This window comes from Natronorubrum marinum, from assembly GCF_052040125.1.
Classification (GTDB): Archaea; Halobacteriota; Halobacteria; order Halobacteriales; family Natrialbaceae; genus Natronorubrum.
The window spans coordinates 1,290,384-1,309,846 of record NZ_JBPPFV010000001.1; the positions used below are offsets into that span (position 1 = coordinate 1,290,384).

At 55.1% G+C, this 19,463-nt stretch carries 14 protein-coding genes; 3 read left to right on the forward strand and 11 right to left on the reverse strand.

The window, feature by feature from the left end; all coding sequences use genetic code 11:
• Positions 1 to 675 (forward strand): hypothetical protein, encoded by a 675-nt coding sequence (locus ACSFC5_RS06380; protein WP_440764400.1) that lies wholly within the window; start codon positions 1 to 3, stop codon positions 673 to 675.
• Between the two features lie 146 nt (positions 676 to 821).
• Here the strand turns inward: ACSFC5_RS06380 and ACSFC5_RS06385 are convergent, their stop codons facing one another.
• The 7 genes from ACSFC5_RS06385 to ACSFC5_RS06415 form a co-directional block, all read right to left on the reverse strand.
• Positions 822 to 1,247 (reverse strand): HD domain-containing protein, encoded by a 426-nt coding sequence (locus ACSFC5_RS06385; protein WP_440764401.1) that lies wholly within the window; start codon positions 1,245 to 1,247, stop codon positions 822 to 824.
• A gap of 129 nt (positions 1,248 to 1,376) precedes the next feature.
• The gene (locus ACSFC5_RS06390; RefSeq protein ID WP_440764402.1) at positions 1,377 to 2,543 is read right to left on the reverse strand and encodes a hypothetical protein; all 1,167 of its coding nucleotides are present in this window, start codon (positions 2,541 to 2,543) and stop codon (positions 1,377 to 1,379) included.
• A 1,031-nt stretch (positions 2,544 to 3,574) separates the two neighbouring features.
• A complete protein-coding gene (locus ACSFC5_RS06395; protein WP_440764403.1) occupies positions 3,575 to 4,726 on the reverse strand; it encodes a BREX system ATP-binding domain-containing protein in 1,152 nt (383 codons plus the stop codon).
• Positions 4,723 to 5,625 (reverse strand): hypothetical protein, encoded by a 903-nt coding sequence (locus ACSFC5_RS06400; protein ID WP_440764404.1) that lies wholly within the window; start codon positions 5,623 to 5,625, stop codon positions 4,723 to 4,725. The genes ACSFC5_RS06395 and ACSFC5_RS06400 overlap by 4 nt, the downstream gene beginning before the upstream one ends.
• The gene (locus ACSFC5_RS06405) at positions 5,622 to 6,638 is read right to left on the reverse strand and encodes a tRNA-guanine transglycosylase (protein WP_440764405.1); all 1,017 of its coding nucleotides are present in this window, start codon (positions 6,636 to 6,638) and stop codon (positions 5,622 to 5,624) included. Before ACSFC5_RS06405 ends, ACSFC5_RS06400 begins: the two co-directional genes overlap by 4 nt.
• Before the next feature lie 91 nt (positions 6,639 to 6,729).
• On the reverse strand, positions 6,730 to 7,431 hold the full coding sequence (locus ACSFC5_RS06410) for a DUF6884 domain-containing protein (protein ID WP_440764406.1): 702 nt from the start codon (positions 7,429 to 7,431) through the stop codon (positions 6,730 to 6,732).
• 2 nt (positions 7,432 to 7,433) lie between these two features.
• The gene (locus ACSFC5_RS06415) at positions 7,434 to 9,638 is read right to left on the reverse strand and encodes a queuine tRNA-ribosyltransferase tRNA-guanine transglycosylase (RefSeq protein WP_440764407.1); all 2,205 of its coding nucleotides are present in this window, start codon (positions 9,636 to 9,638) and stop codon (positions 7,434 to 7,436) included.
• 620 nt (positions 9,639 to 10,258) lie between these two features.
• Between ACSFC5_RS06415 and ACSFC5_RS06420 the strand changes: the two genes are divergently transcribed.
• The gene (locus tag ACSFC5_RS06420; protein ID WP_440764408.1) at positions 10,259 to 10,576 is read left to right on the forward strand and encodes a hypothetical protein; all 318 of its coding nucleotides are present in this window, start codon (positions 10,259 to 10,261) and stop codon (positions 10,574 to 10,576) included.
• A 204-nt stretch (positions 10,577 to 10,780) separates the two neighbouring features.
• On the opposite strand, the gene ACSFC5_RS06425 is transcribed toward ACSFC5_RS06420, so the two are convergent.
• On the reverse strand, positions 10,781 to 11,287 hold the full coding sequence (locus ACSFC5_RS06425) for a hypothetical protein (protein WP_440764409.1): 507 nt from the start codon (positions 11,285 to 11,287) through the stop codon (positions 10,781 to 10,783).
• Between the two features lie 435 nt (positions 11,288 to 11,722).
• Positions 11,723 to 12,580 carry an endonuclease/exonuclease/phosphatase family protein gene (locus ACSFC5_RS06430; RefSeq protein WP_440764410.1) on the reverse strand — a complete coding sequence of 286 codons (858 nt, stop codon included), beginning with the start codon at positions 12,578 to 12,580 and terminating at the stop codon, positions 11,723 to 11,725.
• A gap of 289 nt (positions 12,581 to 12,869) precedes the next feature.
• On the opposite strand from ACSFC5_RS06430, the gene ACSFC5_RS06435 reads away from it, so the two are divergent.
• The gene (locus tag ACSFC5_RS06435) at positions 12,870 to 17,267 is read left to right on the forward strand and encodes an AAA domain-containing protein (RefSeq protein WP_440764411.1); all 4,398 of its coding nucleotides are present in this window, start codon (positions 12,870 to 12,872) and stop codon (positions 17,265 to 17,267) included.
• A 127-nt stretch (positions 17,268 to 17,394) separates the two neighbouring features.
• Here ACSFC5_RS06435 and ACSFC5_RS06440 read toward each other — a convergent pair whose 3' ends face one another.
• Both ACSFC5_RS06440 and ACSFC5_RS06445 read right to left on the reverse strand, forming a co-directional pair.
• Positions 17,395 to 18,018: a vWA domain-containing protein gene (locus tag ACSFC5_RS06440; RefSeq protein ID WP_440764412.1), complete on the reverse strand. Its 624-nt coding sequence runs from the start codon at positions 18,016 to 18,018 to the stop codon at positions 17,395 to 17,397.
• Positions 18,019 to 18,140: 122 nt separating this feature from the next.
• The gene (locus ACSFC5_RS06445; protein WP_440764413.1) at positions 18,141 to 18,812 is read right to left on the reverse strand and encodes a queuosine precursor transporter; all 672 of its coding nucleotides are present in this window, start codon (positions 18,810 to 18,812) and stop codon (positions 18,141 to 18,143) included.
• Positions 18,813 to 19,463 lie beyond the last annotated feature (651 nt).

Sequence of the window (19,463 nt, forward strand, 5' to 3'; positions counted from 1 at the left end):
ATGCCGACGAGCGAATTCGAGACCGAACTGAAGAACTACTACGAACAGAAGCGGCAAAGCCAATTGACCAATAAGATCGGGCAGGCAGCGAGTCTCATGCGGGAAACGCTCTTGCTCTGTGCAGTCTACGACGAAGTGTTTGAGGGGACGATCACTCCGAATCAATCGATTCGCGATGACGTCGAAATACTCCGTTCTCACGTCCAAAACAGCGAGTTCGATGCAATTGAGTCTAAAATCGAGAGTGCCCTCGCCGACTTAGAGGAGGAGCGAGACGATGCACGCGAAGAACTTCAGATCGAACTTCGCGATCTCGAGGATCGCATCAACGGCTTCCGGTCGCTGAACAAGCGCATTAGTGAAGTTGAAGAGGAGCGCATCGACGAACTGTTCGACACTATCGAAGGCCTTGACGATGTCCCTATCGACGAAGAGCGGGAATTCGAACAACTGGAAAACGAGGTTCGGGAAGCCGCCAGTGAGTTCGTCCAAGAACTCGAGGCGGTCGAAGACGATCTCTTCGAGGGGTTCCGTGGCAGTGACATCGAAGAACAAGTGCGATCGCTACTACAGGGGGAGACGATGCACCTCACGCAGCCAGACGGAGAGGAACTGAACGCACTCAGGGAGTCACAACTCGGTCCCTACCTGACGCTGTCCCTAGAAGGAGAATAGTAACAGCTGACAGCCGTTTGTCGCTCACCGCTTCTCTGATCCGGTTCGAGCCGCTCGAAAGCGGCTAATGACACCGACTTCTGGATCTATCGTTTCTGCGGGACGCTCTAGTGACAACCACTACTGTTATCGAGGCCATTTGCAACTCAGTTGAGTCGATGCCAAGAACGGTGGTACTTTTTGACTCGGTCGAGCGTGTCGTCGTCGATAGACTCGAGCCGTGTGAGGTCCATGTTGTCTTCAATATCTGCTCGTTTCACTTCTCGCGAAATGGGATGCTCCGCGGCTTGCTCGACGAATTCGTCGTAGGTGTCCTCACTCGTCTTCGTGAGTTTTTCAACAGCTTCGAGTGACTCGGTTGGAAACCTCGTCTTCTCATCCTGTCTGAGGTCTTCAATCTCCCAGTCGCTATCTTCGACAACGTCGTGAAGCACAGCTGCGATCATCGCTTCTTCCGTATCTTGTTCCAGCATCACCCGAAGTGGATGGAGAATGTACGTATTTCCGGATTTGTCCGTTTGACCGGTGTGTGCTTCGAGTGCAATTTCGATCGCTCGCTCGAGTGGGTTCATGAAGAAGTGCGATCATTCTAATCAAATGAATTTTTTGGCAGCCAGACCCTACTTGACGGAAACTCGGTTAGTTCAAATAGTACGTAGAGCCCTCGCTTGTATTCTAGGGAGCAAACCAATCGCGAGAGACTACCCTAACTCAAAGTTTCCAATTGCCCACCGATCGATGCCCGGTGAGAGTTTGTCCTTTGAATCGATCGTATTCGTCCCATCGGATAGGATACCGATCTTTTCGAGTTGAGCCGGAAGATTGTACGTGAAATTCGTGTTCAGAATCTGTGCTAAATACTCGGGGTCGTCGGTGATCTGGCTCGTTCGTCCCTCTTCGATGAGGCGTGGGACATCGCGTTCATCGACACGATCGCTGTAGGCCAGATTGAGAAACGTATTCGGATAGCTCGTCAACAACCTCTCACACAACTGTTGAAGCGTGATCGTCGAATTCGGGTAACGACGGAGGATCTCGAAAAGCGTTCGATATTCAGGCACGGCGGCGAACCGGTTTTGGAGGGACGTGGCCACGAGAGGGAACTCTTCTTTTAGCGATTTGTCTTTCGCATCGATCAGGGCTTCTGCCGTGTGTAGATCGCTCCCCTGTAGCACCGTCCAACAGAGTCGTCCTTGATCCGTCAACTCAAAGGGTCCATCAGATCCCACGAGACCCAATTTTCGAGACATTCGAATCATTCGCCCGACCTTCGAACGATAGGGGTACTCAATCCGTTCACAGAGGTCGTCGATGTCACTTTGCCTTCGACAGGCGTGTTCACCGATCGCGACGATCGGAAGCAAGTTGTTGAGCGGATCTCTGTAGTTCGGCAAGAACGTATCTCCGCGGTTGTGATCGGAGAGTAACGCGTCTAACTGTTGGCGAGTATTTGAGAGTTGGTCTCGAAGATCGATCGTGTGCGGATGGGTGGGCGAGATATCACCGTCACGGACAGCTAAGACCCCTACACCGTTGGCGTGAGCAATGTCTGTGAATCCCTGTAGAGCGTTGTCGGACGCTGCGAGGTACGCGTGATCAACCCCACGGCGATAACTGACCGCTTGGCCGAAGCCCTTCCGAACCCCGCTCGATCCTTTCACTTCTACTGCGAACACACTGTCTGTTGGCGTGAATCCGAGAATATCCGGGCGGTATCCGCTGATAGTGACGTTGTGACTCGGCCATCGATCGATAACTTCGCAGTAGTTACTGTGAGAGTGGTGCTGAGTCGGTACATGGACGAACACCCGATAATCGCGCTCCGTCAGCCATTCTGCGACCCGTGTGAAAACCGTTGATTCATCCATGGTATGAGGACTCTTGGTCGGTACCGGGTTCAGTCTTTCCCGGTGCCGACCACAATAATGGCCTCGATCCCGCGTTCGATTCGTGAAGTTGCGGCTTTGCCGTCGTCTATCGAGGGCATGGAGGCGACTAGCTTATTCTGACTGGCTGAGAATCCGCACGTAGATACCACTCATGGATTCGGTTCCAGATCAAAACCTGCAATTAAACGGGGAGACGCTAACCCGCCACGAAAAAGCCGCTATCTGGATGGCACTTCATCGGTTGCGAATATACCACGTAGAGTCGATAAACGAAGGATCAACGACAAACTGGGATCCGGAGGAGATTGCCGACGGAAAACACAGCGTGCTCGAGCGATTGCAGGATGGCCCGGACTCGCCCGCACCGCTATCTTCTCTCGGACGTAACGATGTCAAGTTACTCCAGAGCGCACTCGGATACTACGTATTCAACAACTCGGGATGTACTGCGGGCGAAAAACGCCGCGCCCGTGAACTCATCAGTCAATTTGAAGAGATATAACTCGCGGAATAGGTGTCGATCCGTTTAAAACAGACGATCTGGATCCGGAACTGCTGACTTAGCAGCGTCTCACGCCAATCCCTATCTGTGCTCCGTCGTAGCTGCCGGCGATGTCAACCGTCACTCGACGACAGTACGAAGTACGAGGCATAGAGGACGAACCCGTCCAAATCGAAGCTATCCATCGGGATGACTGGACCGGAATGACTGACCCCTGCCCGGAATGTAATGGTACTGAGTTCGATCACGTTCGGTACGAGGGAGGCCATTACGGTCACACGGGCAATGCAACCGTCTTGCGGACGGATTACTGGGCCCAGAAAGGCGGCATCTACACTGCTTGTAAGAGGTGCGAGACTGTGCTACACAAACATCCGGCGTACGACCTGTTACGGATCTTCGATTCCTCGCGGGGACAATCTAACGAGTGACCCGTCTACGACTGTGAAGAAGTGTGCCATCGAATGCTTTGAATGGCTTTCTGCGATGAACTCGCAAGCGTCCTTGATTAAATCGATTCTTGGACGAACTCCGCCGTGATCTCCAACCGTTGCTCCTGCGCTGCTGCATCAAGTGCCCGGCTACAGACTGAAAGCACTTGACGAATATTTCCTTGTGATCGGTTCAAAATCACGTCTAACCCGTCCTCTGTAAACGGATGAACCCCGTCGCTTTCGGTCACGCGTTCTCGGTCGAGATACTCTTCGACTAACTCGTGTAAGTGTTCGTTCGTCAGCGGTCGCAGCGCGACTTCTTGGCCGATTCGTTCGCTGAACGCGTGGTACTCGCTCATCACGTCTTGCCAGACTTCTGGGGCGCAGCCAAACAGGAGACACAGCCCGTCGCTGTTCTGATCCATCAGGTGACGGATGCTGTTCAGTGTCGCCTGCTCGTCTTTCGACGAAAGTCGCGCGATGCTTTCGAACTCGTCGATGAACACGAAGACGGCGGTGTAGCCCAATTCGAGGAGGAGGTTCTTTAAGGCCGTAAACGCTCGCACGCCCATCGTATCGTCGTCGAGAGCCGTATGAATCTCCATTTCTTTCCGTTGTTCGTATCTGATCCCTTCCGCGGTGAGCCACTGCCAGGCGTACAAATTGGTGTCTTCGTACACCATGTGGATGATCGCCCTTGCGAAGTCGGCGAACTGCGTGACGTCGCTCAGGCGCTTGATGGCCTCCGGAACGATTTCGGAGAGGAGCACGTCGCCATCGTCGATGAGCGAGCGCATTGCACTCCCGCTAATCGGGTTTGCCTCGGTCACGTCTCGTGCAACCGATGCGAGAAACTCGTACGCGATATCCTCCACCTCTGCGAATCCGAGATCGTACATGAACTCGTGGTAGATATCGATGAACCCTTCCCCGGGCTGCGCAACGTACCCGACGATCGCTTCCTTCCGGTCCCGAAGAAGCGATCGCGTGTATTTGAGCGTGTGAGACTTGCCGTTACCGTATTTTCCAGTAACGACAAGGTGTTTCGACTTACCCGTTGAGAGCGTTGTCGACACGGTCGAACTGATGGCGTTCGTTGCTTGCTCTTGTCCGCAGTAAATCTCTGGCTCTTCTGCTGGTACAGGGCTATACGGGAACGGATTTCCGCGAAGACCGAATTGATCGTAATCCTGTGCCTCGTCGCTGATGTCGAAGGCTTCGCTCATTGATCTGGTGTGAACGTGATGTCGCGGTCGTGCACCGCGAGGTAGTAGTATTGTTTGTCGAACTGTTCGAGGCCGGCCATCACTTGCCGCGTCGATTGCGAGGTCGAGACGAGCGACTCACCATCTGAAAGCTCGATTTCTTTAATTCCCAGAGCCGAATCCTTTGCCGCCGTATCCAGCGGGGCACCCGACAGCTCGAGTTTGCCAACGTTCTCTCGACACAACTTCGAGAGACCATGGTCGAAGGCCTCTCGAGTGCAACCGAGCCGTTCACAGGTCAATTCGCGGAGGCGAGGGATCGAGAGGTATCGTTGGCGAAGGTCGACACCGGCCGTCTCCTCGAGTTCGTCGTAGATCTCGAGGAGAACGTACTGGAAATTCGCCGGCACGGACGCGCGGTCGATAACGTAATAGTCGCCAGTGAAGGCGTTCCGTTGGATTCCGCCGAGTCGTTCACCCCAACTCCCGATGACCTCGATCCCCGTTTGGTTGAATGAGTAAGGTGAAAACTCATGCTCGTCTTCGAGGTATTTGAGCAACTCATCGGGGCCAACCGGTTCTATTTCGGACAGTGCCTCGGAAAAAGCACCATAATGAGGACTTCGAACAGCCAGAATTTCGTCTGCCTTTGACCAGTTTTCGTTGCGAATCGCGGTCAGAAATCGTTTACCGACAGAGGTCGTCCGATAGATTGCTTCCTCCTCGTCGTCGTCACTTTCGTGTTCCTCAAGAAGCCCGATTCGGGTAGCTTCAAGGATCGTTTCTCGAGCCCGACGATGAGTTATAGATAGCGCTTCTTCGACTTCGCTCGTCGCTTTGTCTGTCGTCTCACAGAGGTGAGTGAGTTCTGTGAGCCGGCCCAGAGTTACGGGCCGGACCGTCGCCCGTTCGGACGTCACGATAACCTCCGTACCTGCTGCTTGGCCGTTCTGTACGCTCGTTGCGTTACCTCGTTACCCTGGAATCTGAGATCCAGATAGTCCTCGATATCTTTGCCAGCAGCCGCGACGTACCGGAATCGCCGCAACTCCGCTGTCAGAGCCCACAGATTATGTCTAACAAGCGCGTCACGGTCTTCTCGTATGTCCTCGAGTGTCCGGGTACCGCAAACAGGACAGGGACAAGGAAGATATTCGAGTTCGTCAATGTTCCATAGCTCCTCGCCGCCGAACCCGGGGAGCAGGTAGTTTCTGTTCCCCGCACTACGGATGAAGGCAGACGAATCGAAGCTATCAACTCCAAGATATAGCAAGAGCGGTTGATATACTAAGCCACCCAGGCCGTAGACGTGAAGGTGCTTATCTGTCGCATTGCGTGCAGCCAATACTAGCTTCGTGACTTTTTCGTAATCTGTCCGAACGGGCACGAGACTCCCGAGTGCGTAGCCGTCGAAATCACCACGGCTTTCTAGATGTCGAATGGTGTTTCTGATAGTCTCGGGATCGTATCCATGGACGCTCGCGAGCAACAGTTCCTCGCCGCCGTGATAGTCGCTCGCCTCCAACGCGAGTTCGATACTTTGCTCGATTCGACGCTGGTTCTTCGCTGCACGGTTCTCTCTAGACAGGGGGACGTCCACCGTGCCGAAGATGTCCGCGTTGAACAACCGTTGGGTCTTAAGCGTCTCTCGCGGCGTCGTGTCCCGTTCGGTCTGACTGAAATCGTACCCGCCACTATCGGCGTAAACGATGGTGTCCTCCGGTACACCCATTTCTTCTCTAAGCGATACCCCGTCGGTCAGTCGATCCCACATCGGATCCCGGTTTCTGATCGCCCGAGAATTAATCATCGCGGTCGGAAGGTCCGGGATCGAACCCACGTATTCCGGTGTATTGTCACTCGACCGTTTCCCGAGATTTCGGACGGGAAAGAGAACTGGGGTCTGCAGTTCTCCGTGGGGGAGATCGAGCACTTGCTCTCGATACAGCATCGAGTTTTAGCTCAGCTGGCCATCATAAGGTAATGATCAGACTAGATGCGTTAATTATTAATTGATTGTGGATCTAAAATTCGGTGAGATCTTTCTGAGAAGTCGGTTCAGAGAGACATGCTGATTTCACGTCATCCGGTGACGTCGGTTCTTCACCGTTAGCGAGGTGCCCTGCAAGGTTCTTTAAATAAACTCCCTTGAGTGCGACGACAATCGTTCCCTGTTCCTTCGCCTGTTGAGTGCGGGCGGGAATCGATACGACGTTATCGTTGCGAGCTGCGATTTCTTCCTGGTTGAAAGTGACTGCGAGTGTGGTCTGGGGCAGCGCGGAGAATAGGTTAGGGAGATCCAGCGCTCGATAGTAATCGCTGCCCAGCGCCAAGAAGACGACGTCGTAAGTGTTGGAGGCGACTGCTTCTTGCGCCCGTTCCGAAATCTGTAGGGACTCGGAACGGGAGTCGATTTCAGCGGCAGACATATCTGCAAAGGTGACGTCGTACGGAGGCAACTCCTCGCTTTCTTCGACGAGTCCGAATCCTGCGCTGATGAAATATCGATCGACGGTATTGCCGCCTGCACGGAGTGAATCAACCGCTTCGCTGATGTACCGCTGCTGACGGCCGGTGTAAAGCTTCCGAGCGGGCAAACTGACAGCCTCGTCGCGTTCGCAAAGCGCTTCCAACCTTTCCTCGTCAATTTCTGCCGCGTCGTAGACGGCGCTCTCGTCCGGATACGACTTACTGTTCGAGCACTGGTCGATGATTAGAATTTCCATTGTTAGAACTCCATTAGTCCCTTTTGGACCATGAACTCCGGCAGAAACTGGCTATCGTAACCTAATCGGTCGAGAACGGCCGTCCGAAGTTCCTCCGAACTCTCGTATAGTTCGACAGCACAGTTGCGCCGTTCAATACTTTCGACGACATCATCCGTGATCGTTCCATCGGGATCGTACAGGAACGCGTGTTGGTATCGGGTACAGAACTCGCCGACTGACGGTGCCACCTCGTCCGCGTCATCCGAGACCGACGTTGGCGGTTCCGACCACCACTCGTGAACGCCGGCGTCAGAAATAGTGCCGATTTCGGCGACGGGGAGATCGTGGGTGTCGGACCAGAAGTCCGTTTGCTCGGTGAGGAGGTACCCCTCTACGGTACTGTGCTTCGTGAGCGGATCGGTCGCCGGCGTGGCGACGAGCGTCTTCGGAAGGGCTTCGCGGAACTGATCGTAGAACCGTTTCGTGTTGTGGAACCCTCGTCGGCGGTTGCGGTTGTTCGCACGAAAGATGGCGACTTCAATCCCGTGCTTTTCACAGATTCGACAGCCACATTCGTCCCACGGCTCCTCGCGAAGGAGAGCCTCGTACTCCTCGAGTAAGTCTTCATCGCCGATCCACGACGCGTAATCCTCTACGAGCAACCAGATTTGATCATACGTCGCTACATTTCCGGAGTACTCCTCCCGCTGTTCGATCGTGTCCGCCATTCTCGGGAACGTTCCCTCGAAGTGGTCTCGACCGGTTTCGATCAGAGTTTGGTACTCTTCGAAATCGATCGGCGATTCGGGATCGTCGTCACGAAGCAGTTTGATGACCTTTTTGCGGAAGGGGCGGCTAAAGCTCGCTCGAAGTTCGCGACCGTGTTCGTAGTGGTCGCGGAAGTGGCCCTCGACATCGCGCAATAGACGCCGGTCGTACTCCTCGTCGTGCCTGTGTTCTTTCAGGTACGGGGCCAGTTCGTCGAGTGCCCGTTCTGCTTCGCCGGCCCAGTTTCGAATTGCCTGTGAGATAGATTCGCCGTCGTCGAACGCACGGAGCGAATGGAGGAGTTCCTGACCGCGTAGGGCCGTTTGAATCCGCTTCTCGAGTGGGTCTCTGTTCGACCCGAATCGGACGCGAAGCGCGTCATAGCGCCGATCACTATCGAGGTGATAGTTGTCACCGCCGGTCCACGCCGAGCGGAGCATACTCGCGCTGTCGAAACTCGACATTCCGGTGCGACCGATCGCGTCGAACGCGTCCGTTTTGGCGAACCCGAAGACGTGTGTATCAACTCTCGTTTTTCGCGCCCTCTCGTGTTCCTTGACTGCGTTTCCAACGCCTGTGACGATATCCCGAATTCTGCTGGCGTTGCTCCCCGCGACGCCTCCGATCCCGACGTATTGATACTCGAGATCGAGCACCTTGTCCGCCGCTCGCGCATACGACATCGGATCCCAACCCTGGATCGCGACCATCAGACGGAAGGAGTAGTCGTTATCGTCGTACAGTTGCTTCATCTCTTCGGCGTTGTCGAGCGTCAACTGATATCGGAACTCCGTGTCGTCCTCTCGATAGACGGCTCGAGGATCGTCTCGTAGCCGTTCGAGCACGTCGACTGGATCGCCTTCGAAGTCCTCCCGCTCGAACGGATCGACAGAGGAGACATCGAAGATCGTCGAGTCGTAGTCGGCAACGTATTCGGGCCACTCGGTCGGCCACTCGTCGACCATGACGTCGACCTCTTCGGTTAGTTCTTCGGGGAGATCGTTTTGCGAGATCGGTGAGTCGGCGAATGCGCGCTTGTCGAGATAGAGCCGGGTCTCGTGTCCCGAGCCGAGCACGAGATGATCGATCGTCACGCCGACCGTAACGTCGAGATCTTCGTAGAACGCAAGCATCTCATCGTTGCCGTAGGGAGGAAATGGGAGCGATTTGTAGCCCCAAGCACCGCAGTCGCTGATCGTCGGGAGCCAGTCGGGAACCTCGAGTCCGGACTGCTCGCCGTAGACGCCGTGAGACGTCAATCGGTCGAACTTCGTCACGCTTTCTTCGACCTGTTCACGCGAGATTAAGACGCCGTCGATCGGGGTCGTTTCGTAGTCAAAGATGTCCCAGATGTACTGGAGCTCGCGCTCGTCCTTGCCGAGTTCAGAATGCTCGTCGTGCTCGAAATCGTAGTGAGCGTCGACGTTGTCATCCCATTCTGGAACGTAGAACCTCACAGATAGTGGTCACCACAACTGGATTGCGCGCTCACCCATATGAATCTCCCCACTTGAGTCAATACATAGCCGGGGAGTTGCAATCACCTCATCGGGAAAGGTCCATCCATGTCCCTCACTGGTCGACCCTATTTCCGAAGAACCACCTCTTTACACACGAAAGACTCCGGTCGGATCTGAAATATGTATAGGTGGATATTTGATTGATAGAGTTTCTATGATCCTTGCTCAATCTCCTCTAGTTTCTGTTTCAGTTTTTGGTTGTACTCTTCGCCATCTTCACCATGGTGAACCCGAAAGTGACAATTTGGACGGAGAACGATAACTGTATCTGGCGTGTCTGATCCACCGTCATTCAACTCATTGATATGGTGATCATTTCCATGACTGAACGTCTCTACGTACTCGATTTTCTGCGCCTTTCGGACAAGCCTTGGCCAAATATCGTCAAATTCCCTCAGATAGTGTACGAGAGTCCGGTCAAACTTGATACTATCCCCCATGTATATTAATTGACTCTCGTTCAAAGTTGGAGAAGGGTGTCTATGAAGTGTGGACTCGAGGGCAATTCATATCTATGTTCACTAACCATTATAGGGTAAAAGAGTGTGTGGTATGACATGCCGAAACGAATCACGGATTATTACGAGGCAGGAACAAAGACACAAATTGCTATTGATTACTGTGCACGGAATAAAGTAGTCCCAAGAAAATCGGATAATCGATATCTTCCAGAATCTTGGAAAGGAATTCCATCTAGTGAGGTGCAAGAAGGTATTGAACGGGAATTCGGTGTTCAAGTAGCAAATGGAACTGGAACTTACATGTGGCAAAGGCTTGGTGCAGACCACGATCTAGATGCTGCTCTGAAATTTCTACAAGACCGCCGTGAAGAGCTTTTAGATGCTGGCGTACAAGAACTAGCTACTTGGAAGTAGAATTTACCATTTTCAGATGAAGATGTCTGCGAATACGAGCAGAGTTGAGCAGGAAATCTTAGCGCAACGTTCGATACAGGAAAAGCACTTGGCGCAATGAATGTCGCTATTCTCGCTAACTATCAACAGTAGTTTGCTGGATACCCAGGATGATTTCGTACGGAATCGCTATTCGTTTCTGAAACGGCCCGTTAGACCTACCGATTAGTAGTCGTAGAGCGATTGTTGCCCTGTATCCGAAGTATCAGTAGCGATTTGAGGATTGAAGAATTTTTCAAGCATTTCTGTACATGTCTCAATGGATAGGTAGCTTAGGTGATCCGGCCCAGAAATATCGCTGTTGACCTGAGTAGTAAGATAATGATGGGCATCAGTCGAGGTAACACATTTGACGGAGTGTGGACCAACACACACTACAGCAGCATATCCAGCATTCTCTGATATTTCTTGATAGGTTGAAAATCCTGCTCTGGAGGGTCGGTATGAGAATATGGGTTTGTCTGGTCCATCTTCCGAAGAGAGCATTAACCCGGTTTTCTCATGCCGCCTACCAGGTTGAATCTCAAACCCATGAACCGACAGTTGTCTATCTTTGTTAAGTGTGACATCAATAGGATCACAGACAGTCTGCAGTTCTCGGAAAAATGAGTTCGGAGAGTAGCTTTCCCGATCTGCCTTAGTGAGGAGTTCGTATACATCAGTTGCTGACATAGTACTCCCTGTGTCTAACTAGGAATTGAATCTGTTGGCCCCTCGATTGTAATATTGACCGATCCAACATCCGCCGATATAAGGGAAAGTCCGATCTTGAGTTCCTCAATTGATTGCTGAAATCTGTGTCCGAAAACTCAACACAAGTCGGGCAGAATCAACTCGATCTTTCCCTCGAACCCCACCGAAAGAACTAGATTTTCGGCGGTTGTTATCCTGGATGGAGACAAGCCAGACACAATGAATATTCAACAGCACGGAAACCGCCGCCACAAGAAGTGTGCCTCAGTTAAGACGAAGTGACAGTCCTTCTCAAAGTTGCCGATGGAACCCAACAGCGAATCGCGTTCAATATAGGTGAAGGCGTACCGGATTCGTGATTCGTCTTTCCGATAGCTGTCAGAAACTGCGTGCTGAATACAGAGGATATATCCCTCAAATTTCGAAATCCGCGATCAGCGCGGCGTGATCACTATAATCGAACGAGTCAGGGTCGTACTCACAATGGACCGGGTTCAGGTCTTCGGAAGCGATGATGTGGTCGAACCGGCTGTTGCCGAAACTCTCGTCTAGCGTGTCGATGTCCCCGTAGCCCCACTGATAACGGAATACGTCCACCATCCCAGCGTGACCCAGTCCCTTCAGAATCTGGAGTGCTGCGGTCCGCCAGCGATCTCGGATTCGCGGGTCCTTATCGTCGATGTGTGTGGTCGCCTGCCCGTCAGCCAACTCCTCATCTGGCGCGTTGAAGTCGCCGCCGAGAATCCGCAGTCGCTCTGGCCCGTTCATGATCCGGTCGAAGACGGTCTCGAAGATTTTGATTTTCTCCTCGCCTTTCATCCCACCTGGGACAGCGCGGACGTTCCAGACTTCAATTTCTTTCCCGTCGAATGTGCAGGTAGTTACCAAGATTTTCTCAGGGTAGTGCGTCGAGAGGTGCTTGCGGTCCTCGTCGTTGTACGACTCGTCAAACAACTCTAGTGGAACGTGTTCGATGTCGTCGGAGTCTCGGACAGCGGTGAGATTGCCGTTGGTGTGGCCGATGTCGTGATGGGGCTGGATGTCACTCTCACGGAGTTCATGCGCCCACGACAGCGTATCTACGATACCATCATATCCCAACTCGTCGCGGATTAACTCGCGGATGAACTCCCGGCGGTACTGGTTCACCTCGTTCAACAGGAGCAAATCTGGCGGATCATCTAGTCCTGCGAGATACTCGATTTGGGCCTCGATCTCGTCTTCGGCTTGGTAGGGGAACGCCCCTTTTGTATTCCAGGTGAGTACTCGCATACTATCTCTTTCCCTGCCAGCTACAATAATCCGTCCACGGATCTCTTAGACATGCTCACGGCCTGACCGACTCGCGCTCTGTATTCAGCAGAGGAATTACGTCAGACGACGAATATTTCGACAGAGTCGGGTTTCCTTCAAGTGTGGTCCAGTGCCCATTTGGTGTTTATATGCCAGCCACTGTGGTAATGGGCTAAGGCGAGTTCCAACCATGTCATCCAGCGATCCTGAACGACCGGCGTTGAGTCCCAGCGCTATCGGTCAGTTCTTTCGTCTCCAGAGTTGCCCGATGTACCTCCAGTGGGAATACGACGACGACGCGAACAGGCTCATCGAGAAACGCGACTGGGAAACGAAGCAGTTGAGTCCCGTCCTCTCGGGTGAGGGGGACGACTTCGAACGACGCCAACTCGAGCGACTGCGTGGACCTGACCGCAGAGTCGTCGGACTCGAATCGGAACGGGATGCATCTGATGGACCGCAGTACGACGAAGTGTGGAGTGATGACGCCGACCGGGCTCGAGAGCGCCTCACTGCTGCCGTTCGAGAAGTCGCACGAGCCCCGTCCTCGGCTCCGGAACTCGTGGTTCACCAGGCGCCGCTCGCCGGATCCATCGGAGCGTACGCCGTCCGCGGTTACGCGGATTTCCTTCGTCTCGTTCCGACGAGCTATGGACTGAAGGCGACCGTTTATGAGGTCAAATCCTCGAGTTCGCAGAAGGTCCACCATCGGTACCAGGCCACCGCCTACGCGATGCTCGTCGAACAGGTGTTCGAACGCGAAGACATCCCTGTCGACGCCGAATCGGAGCCCGTTGATGCGGCGGTCGTCACACCGGAGAACGGAATTCGGGCGGGGCCGGAAGACGTAGACGGTTTCGATACGAAGCCGTACAGAGTCAAACTCGAACTCAAGCTGCAAGATGGAGGATCGTTCGATCAAACGATTTTGGAAACATCCTTCCAGCAAACGAGCAACCGAATCGCTCGTCGATGTTCCGGATGCGAGTACGAATCGCTTTGCGTGAGCCGCGGACTCGAGAACCAAGGGCTGGAATTGCTCGGCTTGCAGGCCGGAACGCAGGAATCGCTCGAACGGTTGGATATCGAGACGATCGAAGATTTCGCTACGCTCTTCGACCAACCCGGCGACGACGCGAAACACTACCATTACGAGGCCCTCGAACCGGTCGATGAGGAGTTGGTAAGTCGCGTTCGCACCGAAGCCGACGTATCCAATCTGCAGAAGCGAGCGCAGATTGCCTATCGTTTCCTCAGCGAAATCGACGACGAATACGGCCGAGACGGTCCCGATTTCTATCCGTACTCGCTGCAGGGTACCGGTAACAACCTCCCGGCTGACGATCACGGCGAGTGTGACGTCGACTGGGAAACGGATCAAGGCCCGGATTACCCGTCAGGGTCGCTCGTCCGTGTATATTTGTACGTCAATCAGGACTTCGCCCAAGAGAGGGTGACGCTGCTGAGTGCATACGTCGAGAACACGATGACTGATCAATCCCGGCAGATCACCGAGTTGCCGGACGCGCTCCCGACATCAGAGCGAGAGAAGGATGCGGAGGAGAGTCGTCTCTTCGGCGTGTTTTTCGAAGAACTCGCTGCAGCAGTGGCTGACGTGGCACCGAATCTATCGACCGATCTCGACGTGGACCTGGGACTCGAACCGAATGAGGGGTTTCTACACCTCTACCTCTACAGCAGTCGGCACAGAGAGGCGCTCATGAACGCGGTTCGCCGCCATCCGAGCGCAGATTGGCGACGGCCGCTTCGCACCCTCCTCGGACTCCGGGCGGGAATCGACCAGGACATGGTTTCGGTCCTTCAGGACGACTTCCGGCAGCGCTGGGCGTTTCGGTTCCCGGGACTGGGACTCGTCCAGACGGTCGCTCACTTCCAACCTTGGGGAGGCGATTGGTTCGACTGGCAAGGAACGCGTTCGGACGGGGCGACCGCCCCGTTACACGAGATCTTCGCCACGGATGTCTTCGACTCGGTCGTACGGCACGACGCCCCCGATGGAACGCTCCGACTCGATCACGGGCGGTCCGAACTTTCGTGGACGCCGGAGGACCAACGTCTCGCACGATGGGTCTATCCGGTTCGAAACCGGGAGACCGACACCATCCCGGTCGAGTACGTCTGGGCCGTTCGCGATCGGCTCGAGCCCGAGGAGACCGACGATCCGGAGCGAGCGCGCCAATACTGTTATCGAACCGAGCGGGAGGACGAGGAGATCACCGAGGAAGACCTCGAACTCTTCGCCGAACGGTTTAGCCGGGCCGCTCACCACATCGAGCGGAGCATCTCGGTGAAGGACAAGTTCGTCAACAAGGAACCGATCGATCTGTCGGAACTCTCCCGTTTCTCCTTCGCACACCGGACGCTCGACGAAGCCTGCATCGAGTACCAACAACTGGAGTACCACACGATCAAAACGGGCCTCGAATCGTATTATCGTCAACCGGTTGCCGAACGGATCGATGCCGGCAGTTCGGTCGCATTTGAGTGTACCAACGTCGATGAGGACCGAAACGTGGTCGAAGGCCAACTGTTGACCAGCGACCTCGAGCGCTACGATCCATCGGCGGCGGACGGAGTCATCGGGGGACCGCTTTCCGTCTCGGATCACGATTTCATGGTGTTGACGAAACTGACCGACGACGGCGACCGAGCGGAGGACGTGTTCCGAGGGAACCCTTCGAATATCGCTCACTCGCCGACGGTGATCGTTTCGACCGTCGACGAATCGATGGGAACCGTTCGGGTGACGCTTCCCTTCGAAGACGGATGGCCGAACGGATACGACGAGTATACGACGTGGCACAAGGGCTGGGGAATCGACACCGACGCCCGAGAGGATGATTTCGCCGTCCACATCGAGGCCGGCGATCGGTTCATCGTCGACCCGATGATCGATCAGATCACGCAAGCTCGCGCGTACGAGGCACTCGAGAACGCCGTTGATGCGCCGGTTCGGCGCTGGCTCCGTCAACTGTACCGGGGAGACAGAGATCAGATCCCGATCTCGCAATGGGACGCGTCCGCGGTCAAGGAGTATGTCGATCGCATGGCGAACGCGGATGGGTTCCAGCGGCCGAACGAGAAACAACGCTCGCTCATCAACGATGTCGATCACGGAATCGTCACGCTTCAGGGTCCCCCGGGAACGGGCAAGACGAAGTACACGGTCGCACCGGCGATTCTGAGCCGGGTACACGCGGCAATGACGGCCGGTGAGGGGATGCTCGGTGCCGTCTCGGCCGTCTCCCACGGCGCCGTCGACGAAGCTCTCGAGAGCGTTCTGGACTTGCTCGAGGCGTGCCCTCCAGGAGATGAAGACGACGCCCTCCCCCTGTTTCGCATCTGTTCGAGTTCGACCCAGGGCGTCGATCATCCACGGATCCAAAACGTCTACTACAACGACGCTGATCCGGACGTGCTCCGAGAACTCCACCACGACTACCTCGGAGCAGATGCGCCGTCGGATGCGACGGCGTTGTTCTTCGGTCCACCGGTGTCGATCAGGAGTTTCATCGACAAACTCCTGCGAACGGTTGATGAAGCGGAACACGAGAGGGTCGCCGAACTCATGCGCAACGAGGCGTCGACGATCTTCGACCTCGCCATCGTCGACGAAGCCAGCATGATGGATCTCCCGCTCTGCCTGTTGTTCGGTTCGTTCGTCAAAGACGATGGGCAATTCGTACTCGTTGGCGACCACCGCCAGATGCAACCGATCCAACAACACGGTTGGGAAGACGAGGACAGAGAGCCGATCGAGATCCACGTCCCCTTCCTCTCGGCCTTGGATTTCCTCCGCTATCTTCGGGGGGAAGACGTCGACATCGAGTACTTCGCATCGGAGTCGCCGGAATTGGACGATCCCGACGAGGTGCTTCCCGTCCATCGACTCGAACAGACCTATCGGCTTCCGCCCGAGTCCGCACAAATGCACACGGACTTGTTCTACGACCAAGACGGGATCGAACTCGAAAGTGCCGGCGAGAGTCCGCACCTTGCTCTCGAGAGTACGTCTGCTATTAGGGAGCCGCTGGCCAAGCTTCTCGATTCAGACGACCGAGTGATTCTACTGGTTCACGACGAGGGGCAGTCGCAGAAGTCGAATCCCCTTGAACAGGCGATCGTGACGGATTTGACCAGACCTCTGTCGGAACAGAGATCCGGAGATCGTCCGAGTGAAGAGGACAAACTCACCGCCGGCGTCGTCGTTCCGTTCCGCGCCCAGCGCCGCGATGTCCTCGGTATCGTATCCGATACCGTGCAAGTGGACACGGTCGAGCGGTTCCAGGGTGGAGAGCGCGATCTGATGGTCCTCTCGATGACAGCCTCCGATCGGGGGTACGTCAGCCAACTGAGCGAGTTCCTCCTCGAACCGAACCGGTTCAACGTCGGTGCGAGCCGCATGAAGCGAAAGCTCGTGGTGCTCGCGTCCGCCAGCCTGTTCGAGGAGTCGAGCAACGACGTGGACCAGTTCGAGCGCCACCAGGCGTGGGTCTCGTTCTACGAGGGAATGGGCGGACTCGACGGGGATTACGAGGAGTACAGACTCGACGAACTGTTGACGGCGGCGGCGAAAGATCGCTTCTTATCCGACCGAGCGGCGGATGAGACGCACATTCGGGTTTACACCGGCTACTCGAATTAGGTAGCGGGCAAAGATCGAAAAGGCGCGTGGTATTCGGTGTCGGTTTATTGAGTCCGCAACGTATCGTCACCTTCGAGATAATCAGGCCATTCTACGCAACGGGAGCAGTAGAGGAGTGGAAGCCGTCTTACGACTCGTCCTGCCTTCGTCGATCCTCGTCGGTGTATCCGCCGGTCGAACCCTCCCGGCGAGCGCGACTGATTCGTTCCGAGGTCGACTGGTATGCGTCCCGAGCCCCGTCCCCGCTGTGATCCATGTCGAGCGATCGGTCCGGATCCATTCCCATACTCGAGGCGGTTAGCGCCGCATCCTGGTTGGCCCCGACGAACAGGAATTCCCAGTCGTGCGACTCTCGCCGGTCTTCAACCAGGTCACGAACCGTGTCTTCCGGAGTTTCGGAGGCGTTCTCTTTCCCGTCGGTGAGAACGACGACGATCACGTTCGATGGTCGATCGGATTCCGCCATCGTCGCAAGGTAGTCAGTCGTCTCGTTGATCGCCGTGGCAATGGCATCGTGGAGTGCCGTTCGCCCACTTGGCGTGTAGTTGTCGTCGAGTTTCGGTGCCGCTTCGATTGGCTCACCCTCGTAGACGCGTTCGACGGTCGTGTTGAAATCGTACAGCGTTACCGTGGCCGTTCCCGGTTCGTCCCGCTGGTCTTCGAGAAAGCTGTTGAATCCACCCTTGGTGTCGTCCTCGATCGCCGCCATTGAACCAGATGAGTCCAGCACGAACGTGATGTGGGTCTTCATACACAGAGTGAATGTCAACGACCCTATTTAAACGGGAAATCCGGACCGAATGACGCGTCTTCAACGTCCTCGCGCTCGTTCTCTTGACATGCTACCCCAGGGTCAGCAGGAATCGTATTTGCTCAGGGAGCCTGCTCGGGATTTTGCTCGACAAACTCCGTGACTGCGTAGAACGGTACTGTATCAACGATTGCAACCAATAGCTTGACTAGGTACTGACCGAAGACGATCGAGATCAATGCCCACCCCCACGTCGGGTCACCGCCGAGACCCAGCGCGGGGAAAATCGCGAATCCGAGAGTGATAAACACGATCGTGTCAACCCCCTGGCTGGCGGCGGTCGAGCCGCAGTTCCGTATCCATCGATGTCGACCCGCTGTTCGGGATTTGAGGGTAGAGAACAATCTGACGTCCATGTGTTGGGCCACTGCCAACGCCACGACTGACGCCAGAATGATCGACGCCGAATCACCGAGCGTTGCCACGAACGCAGTTTGTCCGTCATAGAACGGCGCTGTGGGCATCCAGATAGACACATAGACTAGCAGATACGATACTACGAGGGTGAAGACGGTGCCGTTCACCACCGATGCCGCATACTCCCGTCCATGATATTCGACGAGCAAGTCCGAGGCCAGGTATGCGACGCCAAATGCGAGGAACCCGGCCGGAATGGCGACGCCACCGATTACCGGCAGTTCGAGCCAGGTCAATTTGGCCGCTAACACGTTGGCCAAGACAACGGATCCGGCGAAAAGCGCCGTGAATATCGCACGAGTGTCCTCAATTTGCACACTGAACCACCCCGCGTCGTCTCCATCTTTTCGTTCGACAATCACTCGTCAACCGCTCGTCTCGAGGTTCCGCCATCGCTTGCTGATCTCCGAATAGGAAAGAGGCCGTTCCGTAACGGTCACCTCTCCAAGCAGTAGTCGCTTGATGGATGCTATCTAAAGCATCCTTTGAGAATCTTCGAGCCATATTCGAGGAATATTCTGGGAACACATAATGTTTGTTGATCTTGGGATGTGTAGCGAGGGTTCCGAGTCCAGTTTCGTACCCAGAACTCCGATTCGTGGGATGCCGTCCAAACGAAGATCGGAGCCTTGATCGAACGTCGGTTCGGTCAGGACCGGCCGAATTCGGACAGTCAAGAGTAGCACAACGTTCATCAAGAAGCGCGACTATCGTTCAATTGGCGCGTATGCGCCAACGTAGTGATTGCCGAGAGGCAAACGACGCCGTTGATCGGGCTGTTCCCGGGAACGCAATAGGGAATCAGTGGTCAACGGTGGCCCCGGACGCGTAACGGCGAAAGGGGCAACGGTTCCACCTCATTCCTGGGACCGTTTTCCGAAGACAATCGACGCCGAGCGACCGTTTTGATCAGTGACCAACAGATCGAACTCGGAGCGATCTGTTGCCGTCCGACCTCGGCGACGTAA

Coding starts and splice junctions, on each gene's coding strand:
- ACSFC5_RS06380 (WP_440764400.1), top strand. CDS start 1: ATGCCGACGAGCGAATTCGAGACCGAACTGAAGAACTACTACGAACAG.
- ACSFC5_RS06385 (WP_440764401.1), bottom strand. CDS start 1,247: ATGAACCCACTCGAGCGAGCGATCGAAATTGCACTCGAAGCACACACC.
- ACSFC5_RS06390 (WP_440764402.1), bottom strand. CDS start 2,543: ATGGATGAATCAACGGTTTTCACACGGGTCGCAGAATGGCTGACGGAG.
- ACSFC5_RS06395 (WP_440764403.1), bottom strand. CDS start 4,726: ATGAGCGAAGCCTTCGACATCAGCGACGAGGCACAGGATTACGATCAA.
- ACSFC5_RS06410 (WP_440764406.1), bottom strand. CDS start 7,431: ATGGAAATTCTAATCATCGACCAGTGCTCGAACAGTAAGTCGTATCCG.
- ACSFC5_RS06420 (WP_440764408.1), top strand. CDS start 10,259: ATGCCGAAACGAATCACGGATTATTACGAGGCAGGAACAAAGACACAA.
- ACSFC5_RS06425 (WP_440764409.1), bottom strand. CDS start 11,287: ATGTCAGCAACTGATGTATACGAACTCCTCACTAAGGCAGATCGGGAA.
- ACSFC5_RS06430 (WP_440764410.1), bottom strand. CDS start 12,580: ATGCGAGTACTCACCTGGAATACAAAAGGGGCGTTCCCCTACCAAGCC.
- ACSFC5_RS06435 (WP_440764411.1), top strand. CDS start 12,870: ATGTACCTCCAGTGGGAATACGACGACGACGCGAACAGGCTCATCGAG.
- ACSFC5_RS06440 (WP_440764412.1), bottom strand. CDS start 18,018: ATGAAGACCCACATCACGTTCGTGCTGGACTCATCTGGTTCAATGGCG.